Source organism: Pseudoalteromonas sp. SG44-1, from assembly GCF_014164315.1.
Lineage (GTDB): Bacteria > Pseudomonadota > Gammaproteobacteria > Enterobacterales > Alteromonadaceae > Pseudoalteromonas > Pseudoalteromonas rhizosphaerae.
The window spans coordinates 76,921-94,378 of record NZ_JACJEW010000013.1 but is presented as its reverse complement, the minus strand read 5'-3'; the positions used below and the strand labels follow the sequence as shown (position 1 = coordinate 94,378).

General features: G+C 41.2%; 13 protein-coding genes. 2 read left to right on the top strand and 11 right to left on the bottom strand.

All coding sequences use genetic code 11. The annotated features are described in order from the left end of the window. Positions 1-25: 25 nt before the first annotated feature. From eno to rlmD, 5 genes are all read right to left on the bottom strand, one after another. Entirely contained in the window at positions 26-1,324 is a 1,299-nt protein-coding gene (eno, locus tag H5187_RS08500) for a phosphopyruvate hydratase (protein WP_145240917.1), read from the bottom strand. Positions 1,325-1,435: 111 nt separating this feature from the next. After that, positions 1,436-3,070, bottom strand: a complete 1,635-nt coding sequence (locus tag H5187_RS08495) for a CTP synthase (RefSeq protein ID WP_145240916.1) — start codon at positions 3,068-3,070, stop codon at positions 1,436-1,438. 138 nt (positions 3,071-3,208) lie between these two features. After that, positions 3,209-4,021: a nucleoside triphosphate pyrophosphohydrolase gene (gene mazG, locus H5187_RS08490; RefSeq protein ID WP_145240915.1), complete on the bottom strand. Its 813-nt coding sequence runs from the start codon at positions 4,019-4,021 to the stop codon at positions 3,209-3,211. An 8-nt stretch (positions 4,022-4,029) separates the two neighbouring features. Beyond that, positions 4,030-6,186, bottom strand: coding sequence for a GTP diphosphokinase (relA, locus tag H5187_RS08485; RefSeq protein ID WP_182794685.1), 2,157 nt, complete (start codon positions 6,184-6,186; stop codon positions 4,030-4,032). A gap of 8 nt (positions 6,187-6,194) precedes the next feature. After that, positions 6,195-7,520 (bottom strand): 23S rRNA (uracil(1939)-C(5))-methyltransferase RlmD, encoded by a 1,326-nt coding sequence (gene rlmD, locus H5187_RS08480; protein WP_182718027.1) that lies wholly within the window; start codon positions 7,518-7,520, stop codon positions 6,195-6,197. Positions 7,521-7,618: 98 nt separating this feature from the next. On the opposite strand from rlmD, the gene barA reads away from it, so the two are divergent. Further along, the gene (gene barA / locus H5187_RS08475) at positions 7,619-10,384 is read left to right on the top strand and encodes a two-component sensor histidine kinase BarA (RefSeq protein ID WP_149981683.1); all 2,766 of its coding nucleotides are present in this window, start codon (positions 7,619-7,621) and stop codon (positions 10,382-10,384) included. Here the strand turns inward: barA and H5187_RS08470 are convergent. Beyond that, positions 10,381-11,310 carry a hypothetical protein gene (locus H5187_RS08470; RefSeq protein ID WP_182797717.1) on the bottom strand — a complete coding sequence of 310 codons (930 nt, stop codon included), beginning with the start codon at positions 11,308-11,310 and terminating at the stop codon, positions 10,381-10,383. The genes barA and H5187_RS08470 overlap by 4 nt on opposite strands. A gap of 127 nt (positions 11,311-11,437) precedes the next feature. Between H5187_RS08470 and H5187_RS08465 the strand changes: the two genes are divergently transcribed. After that, on the top strand, positions 11,438-11,905 hold the full coding sequence (locus H5187_RS08465; protein WP_145240906.1) for a YcxB family protein: 468 nt from the start codon (positions 11,438-11,440) through the stop codon (positions 11,903-11,905). A 26-nt stretch (positions 11,906-11,931) separates the two neighbouring features. Here the strand turns inward: H5187_RS08465 and csrA are convergent, their stop codons facing one another. The 5 genes from csrA to ribA all read right to left on the bottom strand — a co-directional run bounded on the left by csrA (position 11,932) and on the right by ribA (position 17,387). Then, complete coding sequence (csrA, locus tag H5187_RS08460) at positions 11,932-12,123, bottom strand: carbon storage regulator CsrA (protein WP_004587515.1); 192 nt, start codon at positions 12,121-12,123, stop codon at positions 11,932-11,934. A gap of 689 nt (positions 12,124-12,812) precedes the next feature. Further along, positions 12,813-15,413 (bottom strand): alanine--tRNA ligase, encoded by a 2,601-nt coding sequence (alaS, locus tag H5187_RS08455; RefSeq protein WP_182797716.1) that lies wholly within the window; start codon positions 15,411-15,413, stop codon positions 12,813-12,815. Positions 15,414-15,432: 19 nt separating this feature from the next. After that, complete coding sequence (locus H5187_RS08450; RefSeq protein ID WP_182718042.1) at positions 15,433-15,885, bottom strand: regulatory protein RecX; 453 nt, start codon at positions 15,883-15,885, stop codon at positions 15,433-15,435. Positions 15,886-15,896: 11 nt separating this feature from the next. Continuing rightward, the gene (locus H5187_RS08445; protein ID WP_149981689.1) at positions 15,897-16,685 is read right to left on the bottom strand and encodes a BPSS1780 family membrane protein; all 789 of its coding nucleotides are present in this window, start codon (positions 16,683-16,685) and stop codon (positions 15,897-15,899) included. Between the two features lie 78 nt (positions 16,686-16,763). Next, positions 16,764-17,387: a GTP cyclohydrolase II gene (gene ribA / locus H5187_RS08440; protein ID WP_145240900.1), complete on the bottom strand. Its 624-nt coding sequence runs from the start codon at positions 17,385-17,387 to the stop codon at positions 16,764-16,766. Between the last annotated feature and the right edge of the window lie 71 nt (positions 17,388-17,458).

Here is a 17,458-nt window from a genome sequence, read left to right as displayed (position 1 = left end):
TTTAAATCAGCTTCTTATAAAAGAATTACTGACCTTTAACTTCTTTAAGACCATTAAAAGGTGCTTTAGCGCCTAATTGCTCTTCAATACGTAGCAATTGGTTGTACTTCGCTACACGATCAGAACGGCTCAATGAACCTGTTTTGATTTGACCAGCTGCAGTACCCACTGCTAAATCAGCAATTGTTGAATCTTCAGTTTCGCCTGAGCGATGAGAAATAACAGCAGTGAAACCAGCGTCTTTAGCCATTTTGATTGCAGCTAACGTTTCAGTTAGTGAACCAATTTGGTTAAACTTGATTAAGATTGAGTTAGCAATACCGTTGTCGATACCACGCTTTAAGATCTTAGTGTTTGTCACGAATAAATCGTCACCAACTAATTGGATCTTATCGCCAAGTAGTTTTGTTTGGTGTGCAAAGCCGTCCCAATCAGACTCATCAAGGCCATCTTCGATAGACACGATTGGGTACTGTTCAGTTAGATCTTTTAAGAAGTAGTTAAACTCTTCTGAGGTGAATTTTTTACCTTCGCCTTTAAGGTCGTAGATATTTGCTTCTTTGTCATAAAACTCAGACGCAGCACAATCAAGTGCTAGAGTAATGTCTTTGCCTAACTCGTAGCCTGCATTAGCAACAGCAACTTTAATTGCTGCAAGTGCCGCTTCGTTAGAGGCAAGGTTTGGTGCAAAACCACCTTCATCACCCACTGCGGTTGAATGACCATCAGCTTTAAGTACTTTGGCAAGGCTGTGGAATATTTCTGCACCCATGCGAAGCGCTTCACGGAAGTTGGCAGCGCCAACTGGCTGGATCATGAATTCTTGAATATCAACTGAGTTATCAGCATGCTCACCACCATTGATGATGTTCATCATTGGTAACGGCATAGAATAAACACCTGGTGTACCGTTTAAGTCAGCAATGTGCTCATAAAGCTCTACTTTTTTAGATTGTGCAGCAGCTTTTGCAGTTGCTAATGACACTGCTAAGATTGCATTTGCACCTAATTTTTCTTTATTTTCGGTACCATCTAAATCTAGCATTACTTGGTCAACAGTGCTTTGCTCTAGTGCATTTTGGCCAGCTAAGGCTGTCGCGATTTCATTATTAATAAAACCAACCGCTTTTAATACACCTTTACCTAAGTAACGTGCTTTATCACCATCACGTAATTCTAGTGCTTCGCGAGTACCTGTTGATGCACCTGATGGTGCAGCAGCGCGGCCCCATGAACCGTCAGCTAAATGAACATCAGCTTCTACAGTTGGGTTACCACGCGAATCCATAATTTCGCGACCGATCACTTTTACGATATTTGACATCTTGATTCCTCTTTTCCCAAAATGGTGAGTCTACTCCGACTTTATTAATTTTCCTTAATGCCGTCGACTTTGAAAACAAATAAGCCGTGCATAGTGCACGGCTTATTCATATTACGATGACGCTTTTTGATGAATATGCGCAGCGGCAACAAACCCTTCAAATAGCGGATGACCATCACGCGGTGTTGAGGTGAATTCCGGGTGGAATTGAGCCGCAATAAACCACGGGTGATCTTTATTCTCGATGATTTCAACTAGCTTCTTATCTTCCGATAAACCAGTGAAACTCAAGCCAGCTTTTTCAAGCTGTTCAACAAAATTATTGTTTACTTCGTAACGATGACGATGACGTTCAACAATCTCATCACTACCATATACTTCACGTACTTTTGAGCCTGGTGTTAAATGACATTTTTGTGCGCCTAAACGCATAGTGCCACCTAAATCAGATTTTTCGCTACGTGTTTCAATGTTGCCTTCAGCATCTAACCATTCTGTGATCAAACCAACCACAGGGCTTGACGAGTTAGCATTAAACTCGGTTGAGTTTGCATCTAATAAGCCTGCAACATTACGTGCATACTCAATTAGCGCAACTTGCATACCTAAACAGATACCAAGGTAAGGTACTTTATTTTCACGGGCATATTTTGCCGCTAAAATTTTACCTTCAACACCGCGACCACCAAAACCACCAGGAACTAAAATAGCATCAAGGTTAGCTAATAACTCAGTACCTTTACTTTCAACATCTTGTGAATCAACATATTGAATGTTTACTGTTAAACGATTTTTAAGACCTGCATGTTTAAGTGCTTCGTTTACAGATTTATAGGCATCAGGTAGTTCAATGTATTTACCAACCATACCGATAGTCACTTCACCCGTTGGGTTTGACTCTTGGTATAACACTTGTTCCCACTCAACTAAATCAGCTTCAGGGCAATCAAGATGGAAGCGACGACATACAAAGTTATCAAGCTCTTGCGATTTTAATAGCGCAGGAATTTTATAAATGCTGTCTACATCAGGTAATGAAATAACCGCTTTTTCTTCAACGTTAGTAAAAAGAGCAATCTTTGCACGTTCGTTATTTGGTAATTTACGATCTGAACGGCAGATAAGAATATCTGGTTGAATACCAATCGAGCGTAACTCTTTAACAGAATGCTGTGTTGGTTTGGTTTTCACTTCACCCGCAGGGCCTAAGAATGGCACTAACGTTAAGTGAATAAACAATGCGCGCTCACGGCCAATCTCTGTGCCAAGCTGACGAATTGCTTCTAAGAATGGTTGTGACTCAATATCACCAACCGTTCCACCAATTTCAACGAGTGCCACATCATGGCCTTCAGCACCGTCATAAACACGTTGCTTAATATCGTTGGTAATATGTGGAATAACCTGAATTGTTGCACCAAGGTACTCACCACGACGCTCACGACGCAGCACATCTTCATATACACGACCTTGTGTGAAGTTGTTACGGCTTGTCATTTTGGTACGGATGAAACGTTCATAGTGACCTAAATCAAGATCGGTTTCAGCGCCGTCTTCGGTGACAAATACTTCACCATGTTGAATTGGGCTCATTGTGCCTGGGTCAACGTTGATATAAGGATCCAGCTTTAAAATGGTAACATTTAAACCACGGGCCTCTAAAATAGCTGCCAACGATGCTGCTGCAATACCTTTACCCAACGAGGAAACAACCCCGCCGGTAACGAAGATAAATTTTGTACTCATGCGAACCCTAGAATATCAGGAATTAAAAGGAAAAATATAGAATCAAGACGGGGCGAAATTATAGCAAAGGCACTGCCATCAATCCAGCGAAAGTTAGTAATTCTCTGCACAAAAAACGCACTCAGCGTTTCGCATTATTTACTGCTGCTTTTTTATCGCATCCCATGCGGCATCCATTTCAGCAAGGGTTGCTGTATCAAGCGATTGCCCACGCTCACATAAATAGGCTTGTACTTTTTCAAATCGCGCTGAAAACTTATCGTTGGCGCTACGTAATAATTGCTCTGGGTCACGTTTAATATGCCGTGCTACATTAACTGTAGCAAACAATAAATCGCCGATTTCTTCTGCGCTGTGTGCTGAAAATGGATCAACGGCTAACGCTTCTTTTACTTCATCAACTTCTTCAGCCACTTTATCTAATGCACCATGATAACTAGGCCAATCAAAGCCTAATCCTGCAACCCGCTGCTGAATTTTTTTGGCTTTACTCAAACTAGGCAGATTTGCAGGTATATCTTGCCATAATGTGTTGCTCTGCGGTTCAGCTTTTGCTGCCCGCTCCTGTGCTTTTATGGTTTGCCACTGCTCACTGAGTTGTTGTTCAGTCAGCCCTTGCTGATCGGCAAATACATGTGGATGGCGACGCACTAACTTATTATTTAGCCCAGCCATTACATCATTAAAATCAAATAACCCTTGCTCTTGTGCCAATTGCGCATAAAAAATCACTTGAAAGAGTAAATCACCCAGTTCATTTTTGAGCTCACCGAAATCACCTTTTTCAATGCAATCGGCTACCTCGTATGCTTCTTCTAAGGTATGCGGTACGATGGATGTAAAGTCTTGCTTTAAATCCCACGGGCAGCCTGTTGCTGGATCACGTAATTTAGCCATAATGGCTAATAACTCAGTTAAGGTATTCGTCGAGGTATTAGTTGTCTGGTTCATTTACATTCCTAGTGACTACGTTTTGCTTCATGCACGCCTTCGATTTGATCTAATTTTGATAGTAATCGATTGGTACTTGATAAATCATGTACTTCCACTTGCATGGTAAACAACGCTAATTGGCGGTCGTCTACGGTTTCCATATTCATATTCAGCACATTAACTTTTTCATTGGCCAGTACCGAACTAATATCACGTATAAGCCCAGCTCTGTCACTTGCTTCAATTTTAATACACAGAGCATAAGAGCCGTTAATTTCGTCTGACCAACTAACCGCAATAACACGCTCAGGGTGTTGTGTTCTTAGATTATGAAAAGAATCACAGTCAGTCCTATGCACACCTATGCCACGCCCTTGCGTGATATAACCGATTATTGACTCACCAGGAACTGGGCGGCAACATTTAGCCACATGGCTCATTAAACTACCAACCCCATCAACCACGATACCATTTTTATCACCGCTGATTTTAGTCGGGTTCTTAAAGCGGATGACGGGCTCGTCATCAGAGCGATCCGTGATAAAATTCAGCAACTGATTTAAACGCACATCGCCGGCGCCAATCGCAACCATTAAGTCATCTAACTCTTTAAAGTTATAGCGAGTAATAGCCGGCTCTAAGTTTTTGTAGGTCAAATCGAGCTTTTGCAATTCGTTATCTAGAATTTCTTTACCAGCACTGAGATTTTTATCGCGATCGAGTTGTTTAAACCAGTGGTGTATTTTCGCTCTCGCGCGGGATGATTTAATATATCCCAGTGATGGATTTAACCAATCGCGGCTAGGATTAGGTTGTTTTTGGGTTAAAATTTCAACCTGATCGCCGGTGTGTAATTGATGGGTAAAAGGCACGATTTTGCCAAATACTTTTGCACCAATACAACGATGACCGACATTTGAGTGAATATAATAAGCAAAATCCAGTGGTGTTGCGCCCAGCGGTAAATCAAAAATATCGCCACGGGGAGTAAAAATATACACCCGATCTTCGACCACTTGATTTTTTAGCTCTTCGGCTAAATCGCTGCCATCAACCACCTCTTCTTGCCATTGCAATAATTTACGCAACCAGCTAATTTTTTGCTCATACCCAGAGCCACGCCCAGGTAACGCCCCTTCTTTATACATCCAGTGCGCAGCGACTCCGAGTTCAGCATCTTGGTGCATCGCGTGGGTACGAATTTGGATTTCAACCGTTTTGCCTTCTGGGCCAAATACTACGGTATGAATGGATTGATAACCATTTTGTTTAGGGGTGGCAATATAATCATCAAATTCTTTATTTAGATGACGCCAATTGGTGTGTACGATCCCCAGCGCACCGTAACAATCTTGCAATTCATCCACCACAATACGCATGGCGCGAATATCAAATAACTGGTCAAACTCGTAATTCTTTTGCGCCATTTTTTTGTAAATACTGTAGATATGTTTTGGCCGACCATATACCTCGCCTTTAATACCTGCTTGAGCCAGTTTAGTTTTAACTTGCTCAACCATATCTACCATATAAGCTTCGCGACCTAGGCGCTTATCATCCAATTGCTTGGCAATATTTTTATACACATCAGGGTGCAAATAGCGAAACGATAGATCTTCCAGCTCCCACTTTAATTGCCCAATCCCTAACCGGTTAGCAAGTGGCGCAAAGATATCAGCGGTTTCTTTTGCAGCAATCACCCGCTCTTCTTCGTTGGCGTTTTTAACCTCTCGTAAATGACATACCTGCTCAGCAAGTTTAATAACCACAGCGCGCACATCTTCAACCATCGCCAATAACATACGGCGTATATTATCAACTTGAACGGTGCCAGTACCTTGATGAGCCAAAGTGCTAATAGTAGCCATTTGTGCAACACCCGTTAGCAGAGTTGCCACATGGCTCCCCATCACATCGCTTACTGTATCGATGTCGATTAGATTAGCCAAAAAACTCGGCGTAATATATGCGGTAGCGAGGGTGTCTGCATCGAGATTCATTTCAACCAAAATTTCGACCATTTCCATGGCAATATTTTGTTGCTGATGATTATGCAGTTCAGCGCAAAGGGTATTCGCTTTACTTAATAGTTCGCGCTTTTCTTGCGTTAAGTTAAGTAAACCAAGTCGTGTGCTAAAATCACCCGGTTTGTCGTGTTGGTGTGATTGCCGAGTAGCTACCATAATGCGCTCTACCTCCGTTGAAATAACGCCATCGTTTCGATATGCCCCGTGTGTGGAAACATATTCATTAGCCCTATTTTTTCAAGTGAAAATGCAGCTTGCGTAATAATTGCGCTGTCACGGGCTAAAGTCACAGGGTCGCAAGATACATATAAAATCGTTTTAAATTGCTTCAGAGGCAGTTGCTCTAAAATAGCTAAGGCACCGGTACGTGAAGGGTCCAGTACTAATACATTCAACTCTTTACTAAACCACGGAGCTTGCTGCATTGTTTGTGTTAAATCAAAACAATGAAAATGAGCATTGGCTATATGGTTAGTTTGCGCATTTTGCGCCGCCATTGCAACCGCAGAAGCCACTCCTTCAACACCAATTACGCTTTTTGCGTTATTTGCCAGCGCTAAAGCGAAGTTACCAATCCCACAAAATAGGTCTAGTACCTGTTCGTCCCCTTTTAAACTAAGCCAGTCAACCGCTTGAGAAAGCATAGCTTGATTTACCTGCGCATTGACTTGAATAAAGTTTTCCAGCCCAAACGTAAATTTTAGTCCAAGCTCAGGTAAGCTATAAAACGGCATAGGTAAATGGCTGTGGTTAATTTGCTGAGTATCTCCTTGCCATATAATTTGCCACTGATGATCAAGCCCCTGCTGCTCAATAGTTGCTTTTAGCTTATCACTGATGCTTTTAGTGTGGCGGATCACCACAAAATTTTGCTCATCTGCTTGGCATAATTGTATATGGCTAACACTGCGAAGTTCGCCATATTGGTTTAATAACTGATCAAAAACAGTAAAAATTGCGGCAAAATCGTCACTCAGTACTGCACACTGCTGCACACTGATAATTTGTTTAGAACCTTGCGCGCGATAACCAACCCGCATTTTTTTTGCGGTTTTATCAAACATCACCGCTAACCGCGCACTGCGACGGTAGTGCGTCGGCTCGCTCAATAACGGGGCTTGCCAGTTCATTGCATCAAGCTTGGCAAACTTTGAAAACAGCTGGCTCACCGCCACTTGCTTTTCAACTAATTGTTGGTCAAGTCGCAAATGCTGTAATTGGCAACCACCACATTGTTGATAATGTTCGCAAAACGGTTTAACCCGTGCTTCACTGGCCTGCTCAACTTTTATCGTTTTAGCCGCGCTATAACGAGCTTTATCTTCGGTTAGTTTGGCCTTAACCGTTTCACCTGTCAGTGCACCGCTAACAAAGCACACTTTATTATTATGCTTGGCAATCCCCCGACCTTGATGATCCATTCCTGAAATGGCTAAAGTTAACGACTGTCCAGAAAGGGTTTTCTTTTTTGCTTGGAAAAACTGCGCCATCGGGCAACACCTTAAATATTGATTCTACGAGGGTGATTGATTACTAGCTTATAAGTATATACTCTTTAACTAACTAATAATGATAACAACGTTCACTTATGACTAAACTTGGTTTGCGCGACTCAGTTTTAACGCTAACACTTATTCCCACAGTGATTATCGGATTACTACTTGGCGGCTATTTTACAATAAATCGTTACATTGAGCTTGATGAAATTTTATATCAGCAAGGTGCGACTATCTCCGAGCCCCTGTCGATTGCCATTGAACAGCCATTATTAGCAAAAAATAAACAGCTACTAAACCGTTTGATCAGCCATGCGCATAATAAACACTCTCCAGCAATTAAAACCATCGCCATTTTTGACGAGCATAATGAACTGGTATTAACCAGTAACTATCACCGTGACTTTGATGATCTACTGCACAGTGAGTACTTGCAAGCAGGAAAAAACACCAAAGTAGTGCCCAGCGACCACTTAATTACATTTTTTACGCCGATCATCAACCACTCAACGCCAGACGCACAGTGGAATAATGCAACGTTTCAAACATCCCTTGGCACTGTGGTTATTCAGCTCAACAAAGACCAAGCGATTATTGGTCAGCAACAGGCATTACTAGTCAGCGGTATTGTCATTATTTTAGCCTTAGTGTTGGCGGCTATTTTAGCCATCAGGCTTAGCCATATGTTTATGACCCCATTAAATAAGTTAGTACTGGCTACCGACAAATTAATCGAAGGGAAAAGAGAAACCGGCCTAACCGCTCCGATGATGGGCGAGTTTGAATTATTACGCCAAGGGCTAAACACCATTTCTGATACTATGGTGATGCAAAAAGATGAAATGCAAAAGCACATCGATCAGGCGACCAGTGACTTGCGCGAGTCGTTAGAATTATACGAAACACAAAATATTCAGCTCAGTATTGCTAAAACCGATGCCCAAGACGCCAACCGCGTAAAATCGGACTTTTTAGCGAAAATGAGTCACGAACTACGCACACCACTTAATGGTGTCATTGGCTTTACTCGTCAATTACATAAAACACCGCTAAATAAACACCAAAAAGATTACCTCGATACCATCGAACTCTCAGCCAATAGTTTAATGACTATCATCAGCGATATTTTAGATTTTTCGAAGCTTGAAGCAGGCGCCATGGAACTTGAGTCCATTCAATTTCAACTACGTGACACAATAAACGAAGTACTTACGCTACTGGCTCCCAGTGCGCATGAAAAACAATTAGAGCTATCGATTTATATCAACTCACTAGTACCTGATAACATTACTGGTGATCCGACCCGCTTTAAACAAATTCTGATCAACTTGATTAGTAATGCAATTAAGTTTACTGAAAAAGGCTCAATTAAAATTGATGTTGGCCATCGTTTACTTGATGAAGAACGGACCTCAGTGTTAGTGTCGGTAACCGATACAGGCGTTGGCATTCCAATGGATAAACAAGATGCCTTGTTCACTCCTTTTGGCCAAGCTGATTCAAGCATTACCCGTAAATTTGGTGGCACAGGCCTTGGCTTAATTATTACCAAGCACATAGTTGAAACCATGGGTGGCCGCATTACCTTAAACTCAGCACCTGGTAACGGCACCTGCTTTACTTTTAATGGTGTATTTAGGCTTCCAAGCCATATTTATAACAGCGACTTACCAAGTAGATCTCTTGCAAATAAACGTATTTTATACCTAGAACCGCATGAACATACCCATAATGCGGTGCTCTCTTTACTCACCGAGTGGCAAACAAGGGTTACTGCGTGCTTTGACCAAGAAACCTTTTTACAAGAGTTAAACAAAGAGTTTAATTACGATATTTGTATTATTGGTCATGTTGCCGCAGTTGACGAAATGCAACGCTTAAAAAGCTATATCAAAGCAGTCCGTGAATCGACTGACTACCTGTATTTAATGCTTAATTCGGTATCGCATAATATGCGCGAAGCATATATTGGCTGTGGTGCAGATGCGTGTTTAAGTAAACCGCTGAACCACCGCAAGCTCTGTGAAGTGCTTGCAGCACCTTATCGACTCGATCATCCCGTACACAATATTGAAGAAAATGACGAAAAGTTATTACCGCTAAAAGTATTAGTCGTTGATGATAATGATGCCAATTTAAAGTTACTTTGTACTTTATTAGAAGAGCAAATTGAAACTATCGATACCGCTCATAATGGCTCACAAGCCTATAGTTTGAGCAAAAGCCATAAATACGACATTATTTTTATGGATATTCAAATGCCAATTATGGACGGTATTACCGCCTGTAAACTGATCCTAGAATCATCCTTAAACGAAGATACCCCTATTATTGCAGTCACAGCACACGCCTTAGCAGGCGAGAAAGAGCAACTTATTACCGATGGCTTTAAAGGGTATTTAACTAAACCTATTGATGAAGATATGCTGAAACAAATTATCAGTGATCATAGTCCACAATCACCGCTGCGACGAGACAAAAGCCGCAATGAGCTAGTTGCTATTGAGCCTCCTTTTGTAAGCTCTTCACTGGATTGGCCATTAGCACTGCAACGTGCCGGCGGTAAAAACGAACTGGCGCTTGAAATGCTTAATATGTTGTTACTCAGTGTGCCAGAAACCCTGCGACTACTTGAAGAAGCAACCGCCAGCCAAGATTGCGAACATGTGCTAAGTATTATTCATAAATTTCACGGTGCTTGTTGTTACACTGGCGTACCCAAGCTCAAGGCACTCGCTGAAGCACTGGAAACCGCGTTAAAAGGCGATTGTGATTTAAGTTATATTGAGCCTGAGCTTTTTGAGCTGCAAGACGAACTTGAAAACCTGATGACCGATGCCGGCTTAGCCGAACATTAACGGCAGATCCGCTTAAGTGATTTACCACTTTTTAAGCTACTGATCTGCCAAGTTACATCTGTATCTTGTTGCACCAGACTTACTTTGGCAATGTCACTAAACATAAAATCACCGGGTACATTAAGTCGCGTTAAATTTTGTGATAATGGTTGCTGACAATAAGGGCCTGTATCACCGTGGATCACTAATACCGGCTTTTTTACTGTATTTGCAAATTCCGCCAAAGCATCGCGATACACTTTAAAACCATCACACTGTTCTGGCTGAGTTTTACTGCATGCTGGTTGTGCTGTTTGATGGGTGTAAATATCCGCCTGAAAAGCAATCACATAACCTTTGGCTGCTGAGTTTGCTTGCGCTAACCAGTTAAGGTTGTTGCCGTCTCTTGTATCAGCTTGTTGATAAGCAAGTTGTTTATCACTTTTTAGCACCTCTCGACGGCCATTGTGGGTGCCTGCAATATGCAGCGTTATAAACTCTACATCAGCGAACCGCCAACGCGCATTTTCGTGCATGCTAGGCTGTTGCTGAAAATCAACTAAGGTATTGGCTTTTTCAAGGTATTTATCATCAAACATCAAGGTTTTTAAAAATACCAAGCGCTCTAATTCATCATAACGAGGAGTTAAATTTTTGCGGTCGCAATCAGTCCATTCATTGTCACCGGGGGTGTAAATAAATGGCTGCGTAGTTAAAGAGGTAAGTAACTGTTTATGCTTCTCAAGCAACTCATTGGTGCAAGGCTCAGAACCGGATTTCATATCGCCAACATGGATCAAAAAAGCATGCTCAGTCGTTTTTATTTTTTTACCCAAAGCTCCTATTGGCGCTAAATTCATTTCATCAATTGGAGTATATGGCATATCCCCCATCACCAAAAACGCATTACTGGACAGCGCCCAAGTCAAACCAATTAAACTAAACATCACCATCCCCTATCACGCAAATAGATCTTAAGCTCTCATAGTAACAAACAAATGAACAGTTAAAAGAACGGCTTTTTGCGACTAAGCTTGCTAAAATAACCGCACAGTAATCCTGAATTTATTAATCATGTCATTTAGCACCACTTATACATTAGATAAACCCTACTTTTACGAATGTTTTGATGAGTCTCTGCCTTACAGCGCACAAGCAAAGCCGAAATATGTTTTTTTAGTATTATTGGTTAGTTTAGGACTTACAGCTATTTATTGGTTAGAAAAACACTATTTAGGAAATTTCTTGATCATGGCCGCAGTACTTGAATGTGTTGCTTTTTATTATCGCAGGCCTTGGTGGGTAACGCGGCAAATGCTTAGTCGAGCATCAGGCTCTGAGGCAACGTTAACTATTGATGAAAGCGGTTTTAAAAGCGAAAACCCACATAAAAGCTATCAGCTAGCATGGCAAGATATTGATGAAGTAATTTTTACTGTTCGCGGTATTATTTTAAAAAGTCGTCGCGGCATGCAGTACGTTTCAAACAGCGTACTGAGTGATGAGATTATTGAATACATAAAAAAAAGAGCCACTAAATAGTGGCTCTTTCATATCAATTAAATTGATTAAGCATTGCCCGGATTCGGGTTAGACTTTTCAGCTTGAATACGCATGTAAATTTCTTCACGGTGTACCGAAACGTCTTTAGGTGCATTAACACCAATACGTACTTGATTTCCTTTAACACCTAGTACAGTGACAGTTACTTCGTCACCAATCATTAGGGTTTCACCTACTCGACGAGTTAGTATTAGCATTCTCTTGCTCCCGTATTCCAATAAATTAAAAGATTCCGCGTCTGTATATTAAAGAAAATAAGCCTTAATAGTAAGTAAAAACTCTAAATCGATTCATTTTCTGTTAAAAAAACTCTTTATAATGCGCCTATTGCCAATTCTAAGTATGTTTCATCTATTCAAACTAATATTTTAATATCAGATCTTGATACGTGTTTACGTTAATCTATAAAAACAAACTTACTACACTAGGATATGATTTCATAGTCACTGCCTCAATGGCGACTTTAGTAACTGAGCAACCAACAGAAATTTCTTTACTGTTAATATAATGGTGGCTGTCATTTAATACTTCAAGTAGTTACTAAAATCTTTTCTGTGCACTATAACGGTAGTCGATATAAGCATAGCCTATTTTTTCAAAGTTATGATTAATCTTAACTATTTGGACGCAGTTATCGAGAAAAAGTTTCAATAAAAATTAGTTTTATCATCGCTGTGGAGAGTTTATGGGGATAGTTCCGAGTTTTTTCGTAATTAAGGTAAATCCAGTGGCAATAAAAAATGCGGTAGTGTGTATTTAGTAAGGTATGCCGTTTTAGCTATAAATTTAGGACGTAGCTTAGCTGTTAATGCAGATTTAGAATAAACACTTTAGGAGACTCAATTGAGCCTCCTAAAGTGTTAAATAAACTTTACATACTGAGCTATTAAGTACGCTCAGTTAACCAAGCGGTTACGCTATCAAGTGCTGCAGTTAAATTTTGCGGCTCAGAGCCACCAGCTTGCGCCATATCAGGACGACCGCCGCCTTTACCACCAACTTGTGATGCCATGTGATTTACCAGCTCACCGGCTTTCACTTTGCCAGTTAAGTCTTTAGTCACACCAGCAATTAAGCTTACTTTGTCGCCATCAGCAACACCAAGTGCAATAACACCTGAGCCAATCTTGTTTTTAAGGTCATCAACCATGCCGCGTAAGGCTTTTGATTCAGTGCCTTCAACGTTTGCCACAAGTAATTTAACACCGTTAATTTCAACAATTGAATCAATTAATGATGCACCCGCAGCACTGGCTAGCTTGTCGCTTAGCTGTGCTATTTGTTTTTCAAGCCCTTTTGACTTTTCAAGCAAGGCAGTTACTTTTTCAAGTACTGATGCGCTGTCGCCTTTAACAAGAGCCGCTACGTCGTTTAGGTGTTGCTCTTGCTCACTTACATAAGCAATTGCATCAGCACCTGTTACCGCTTCAATACGGCGCACACCGGCAGCAATACCGCTCTCAGAAACTATTTTGAATAAACCGATATCACCAGCACGATTTACGTGAGTACCACCACACAGTTCTATAGAGTAATCACCAATAGTCACTACGCGAACTTCATCATCGTACTTCTCACCAAATAACGCCATTGCACCTTTTTCTTTGGCGGCATCGATTGCCATCAGCTCAGTATTTAGTGCAAAGTTACGACGGATCTCGTCATTCACAACTCGCTCAATTTCACGTAGTTCAGCTTTCGTGACTGCTTCAAAATGCGAGAAGTCAAAACGTAAACGTTCAGGGTCTACGAGTGAACCTTTTTGCGACACATGATCGCCCAATAACTGACGTAGTGCTTCGTGTAAAATATGCGTCGCTGTATGATTCTTTTTAACACGATCACGGCGCTTATCATCAATGTTAGCGTCAACTTTATCATTCACACCAATGCGGCCCATCACTGTTCCGTGATGCGCGAATGCATTACCAAGTTTAGTAGTGTTAGTTACTGTAAACTCACCGCCAGCTACCGTTAATGTGCCGGTGTCGCCAACTTGGCCACCAGATTCAGCGTAAAACGGTGTGCGATCTAGTACCACAATGCCTTGTTGGTCATCTTCAAGTACTGATACAGCTTCACCTTGTGCGAACATTTCAATCACAGTGCCACTATAATGCGTTGCGTCATAGCCTTTAAAGTCAGTGTGTTTGTCAGACTTTAATTGCTGGTTATAGTCAGCACCAAATTTACCAGCTTGTTGTGCAGTTTTACGCTGTACAGCCATGCACTCTTGGAAGCCTTGCTCATCAATCGTCATAAAACGCTCACGCGCTACATCTGCGGTTAAATCGGCAGGGAAACCATAGGTGTCATATAATTTGAATACCAATTCACCTGGGATCACATCGCCAGTTAACTCAGTCAGGCTTTCTTCTAAAATAGCTAAACCACGCTCAAGAGTTTTGCCAAACTGCTCTTCTTCAATACGCAGTACTTTTTCGATGATTTCTTGCTGTTTTGCAAGCTCTGGATACGCTTGACCCATTTGCTCGATTAGCGCAGCAACTAACTTATAGAAGAACGAACCTTGTGCGCCAAGCTTGTTACCATGGCGAACTGCACGACGAATGATACGGCGCAGTACATAACCACGGCCTTCGTTTGATGGCATAACCCCATCAGAAATTAAAAACGCACATGAACGAATATGATCCGCCACTACGCGCAGTGATTTATCATCCATATCTTGTGCATTGGTAACTTCTGCAGCTGCTTTAATTAAGCCTTGGAATAAATCGATTTCGTAGTTTGAATGCACGCCTTGTAAAATTGCAGCAATGCGCTCAAGACCCATACCTGTATCAACAGACTGCTTAGGAAGCGGCTCCATCGTACCGTCGCTTTGACGGTTATACTGCATAAATACCAAGTTCCAAATTTCAATAAAGCGGTCGCCATCTTCTTCAGGTGAGCCTGGAGGTCCGCCCCAAATCTGTTCGCCATGATCATAAAAAATTTCAGAACATGGACCACACGGGCCAGTATCACCCATTGACCAGAAGTTATCTGAAGTAGCAATACGAATAATGCGATCTTCAGGCAAACCAATTTCGTTAGCCCAATAACCAAATGCTTCTTCATCATCATGATAGATAGTAACGAGCAGTTTTTCTTTTGGCAGTTTTACAACGTCAGTCAAAAACTGCCACGCAAACCTAATCGCGTCTTGCTTAAAGTAATCACCAAAGCTGAAGTTACCTAACATTTCGAAAAATGTATGGTGGCGTGCTGTGTAGCCTACATTTTCTAAATCGTTATGCTTACCACCGGCACGCACACAACGTTGTGAGCTAGTTGCGCGGTTATAAGGGCGGCTTTCAGCGCCTAAAAATACATCTTTAAATTGCACCATGCCGGCGTTATTAAATAATAACGTCGCATCGTTACCCGGAATAAGCGAGCTTGATGGAACAATTTGGTGTTGTTTAGAGGCAAAAAAATCTAAAAACTGTTGCCTGATCTGTGCGGTAGTCATGTGCTGCATGTGAACGTCTCACCCATTTTTACTGTGCTTGCATTGCAAAATCTATTTGTTCGTAACTGAACCCTCGATACATTAAGTAGCGCACGCGCTTAGCTTTTTCTTTGTGATCGAAGTCGTCCTGTGAATTTGAATACTTCTTTAAATACGCATCCTGCGCTAACCCAAACCAATCAATTTCGAATGATTCAATCACACTTTCTAACAGTGCTCGGTCAATCCTTTTGCCCATGGCTTCGCTTTGAATACGTTTTAAGCCATGTTTTTTAGCAATGTGGCGACGTACAAAACCTTCAACATAACGCTGCTCATTTATAAAATTGTGCTCTTCACACCAATCTAATAAAGCTTCGATAAATTCAGGCGTCGCCTCTTTTTGCTGTAATTTTTGGGTTAACTCTCGACGCGAATATTCTTGGCGCCCGAGTAACCAAAGTACATAATTTTTTAACTTCTTTTGTAATGCTTCATCCATTTCTTCAGCCATTATGCGTCAAAACGACCGCTTTGATCATTATGCTGCGGCGCAACAGGCTCTGCCTCTGCAGGCGGTACGATCGGCATAAAAATAGCTTGATAAGAAACAAAAAAGCTAATGTAGCAAATTGGCATTAAAACCAACAGCGGCAAGAATGATAAAAACATTGAAAGCATCATCAAGCCTGCAGTAATTGCCCCATATACACTCAATGGTGCCATGTTGTGGTAAAACACCATAAGTGAGCTTTTTAGCACCTCAAAAATACGTTTTTGTTGATTAAAATAAACCAACGGCACTGCATAAGAAAAAGCCGTTAAATACACCGATAACGCAATTAAAAACAGCGCCAAATTTGCCATCGAGATGCTATCAATTACTTGCTGCAAGGCAATGTTAGGATCGACATTCGGATTACTCATAATCTCAACAGCTTCAGCAAATAAGCCAGCAGCTAACAAAGCCATCAATACACCGGCCGCCATTTGATAAAGCGCTAAACGAAGCAGCCCCATGCGATTACCTTTGGCGGTAAACGGTTTTAGGATATCGGCCAACATAATTTTGCCGCCTTGCTGTTTGGTGATCACCGCTTGATAAAACCCCGCAGTTAAAAATGGCGTGGCAATGGCTGCTATAATTTGTAAAAAAGGTAAAAATAGCGATAGTAAACCAATAATACCTATAAATAAGTGCATAAAAATAAAGGTAAAAGGCTGAGTTTTAAAAATAAGCCAGCCTGCTTTAAACCATTTCAGCCCTGCATCGGCCTTAAATACTCGTAATTCAATTGACATACTTGCTCTTAAATTAACAACAAAACACGCCGAGTATAACTCGGCGTTGGATGGGATTACATAGACGACAGCTTAAAATTACGGTTTTTTAATCTTCTTTATATCTAACATATGCGCACCATGCTTAATTTTCGTCTCTAGGTATGCTTTATTGCCCGCTAAACCAGCTTTAATGTGTGCATGCGTGCCAACCACTGATTCAACTTCAATACCTGCATCTTTCAAGGCATTAAGCTTTTTAGGATTATTGGTCATCAGCTTTACGTGAGCCAACCCCATCGCTTCTAGCATTAATACCGCGTCAGAAAAGTCACGTAAGTCATCAGCAAAGCCCAAATGATTATTTGCTTCATAGGTATTCATACCTTGTGATTGCAATACATAGGCGTCAATTTTATTGTATAAACCAATACCACGCCCTTCTTGGCGTAAATAAAGTAAAATACCACCTTGTTGATGCATCATTTCAATACATTCGTTGAGTTGTTCACCACAATCACACCGTGATGAATGAAATACATCACCGGTTAAACATTCAGAATGCATACGAATAAGCGGCACAGACTGCTCGCTATCAGCACGATTAAACACCAAAGCAACATGCTCTTGGCCATCTTTTAAATCGCTAAATGACACGATTTCTGCGGGTATATCACTGTTTTTGCCAACATTTAGCTGGACTCTAGCTCTTACTTGCGCCACGACAAATCCAAAATTAAAAAGTAATGCGATAATGCAAACGTGATAATATCACAAAAATAAACTGCATTGAA

What these genes read in the sequence shown, in the direction of transcription:
- eno (WP_145240917.1), bottom strand. Translation starts at nt 1,324, where the DNA reads ATGTCAAATATCGTAAAAGTGATCGGTCGCGAAATTATGGATTCGCGT.
- H5187_RS08495 (WP_145240916.1), bottom strand. Translation starts at nt 3,070, where the DNA reads ATGAGTACAAAATTTATCTTCGTTACCGGCGGGGTTGTTTCCTCGTTG.
- mazG (WP_145240915.1), bottom strand. Translation starts at nt 4,021, where the DNA reads ATGAACCAGACAACTAATACCTCGACGAATACCTTAACTGAGTTATTA.
- relA (WP_182794685.1), bottom strand. Translation starts at nt 6,186, where the DNA reads ATGGTAGCTACTCGGCAATCACACCAACACGACAAACCGGGTGATTTT.
- rlmD (WP_182718027.1), bottom strand. Translation starts at nt 7,520, where the DNA reads ATGGCGCAGTTTTTCCAAGCAAAAAAGAAAACCCTTTCTGGACAGTCG.
- barA (WP_149981683.1), top strand. Translation starts at nt 7,619, where the DNA reads ATGACTAAACTTGGTTTGCGCGACTCAGTTTTAACGCTAACACTTATT.
- H5187_RS08470 (WP_182797717.1), bottom strand. Translation starts at nt 11,310, where the DNA reads ATGTTTAGTTTAATTGGTTTGACTTGGGCGCTGTCCAGTAATGCGTTT.
- H5187_RS08465 (WP_145240906.1), top strand. Translation starts at nt 11,438, where the DNA reads ATGTCATTTAGCACCACTTATACATTAGATAAACCCTACTTTTACGAA.
- csrA (WP_004587515.1), bottom strand. Translation starts at nt 12,123, where the DNA reads ATGCTAATACTAACTCGTCGAGTAGGTGAAACCCTAATGATTGGTGAC.
- alaS (WP_182797716.1), bottom strand. Translation starts at nt 15,413, where the DNA reads ATGCAGCACATGACTACCGCACAGATCAGGCAACAGTTTTTAGATTTT.
- H5187_RS08450 (WP_182718042.1), bottom strand. Translation starts at nt 15,885, where the DNA reads ATGGATGAAGCATTACAAAAGAAGTTAAAAAATTATGTACTTTGGTTA.
- H5187_RS08445 (WP_149981689.1), bottom strand. Translation starts at nt 16,685, where the DNA reads ATGTCAATTGAATTACGAGTATTTAAGGCCGATGCAGGGCTGAAATGG.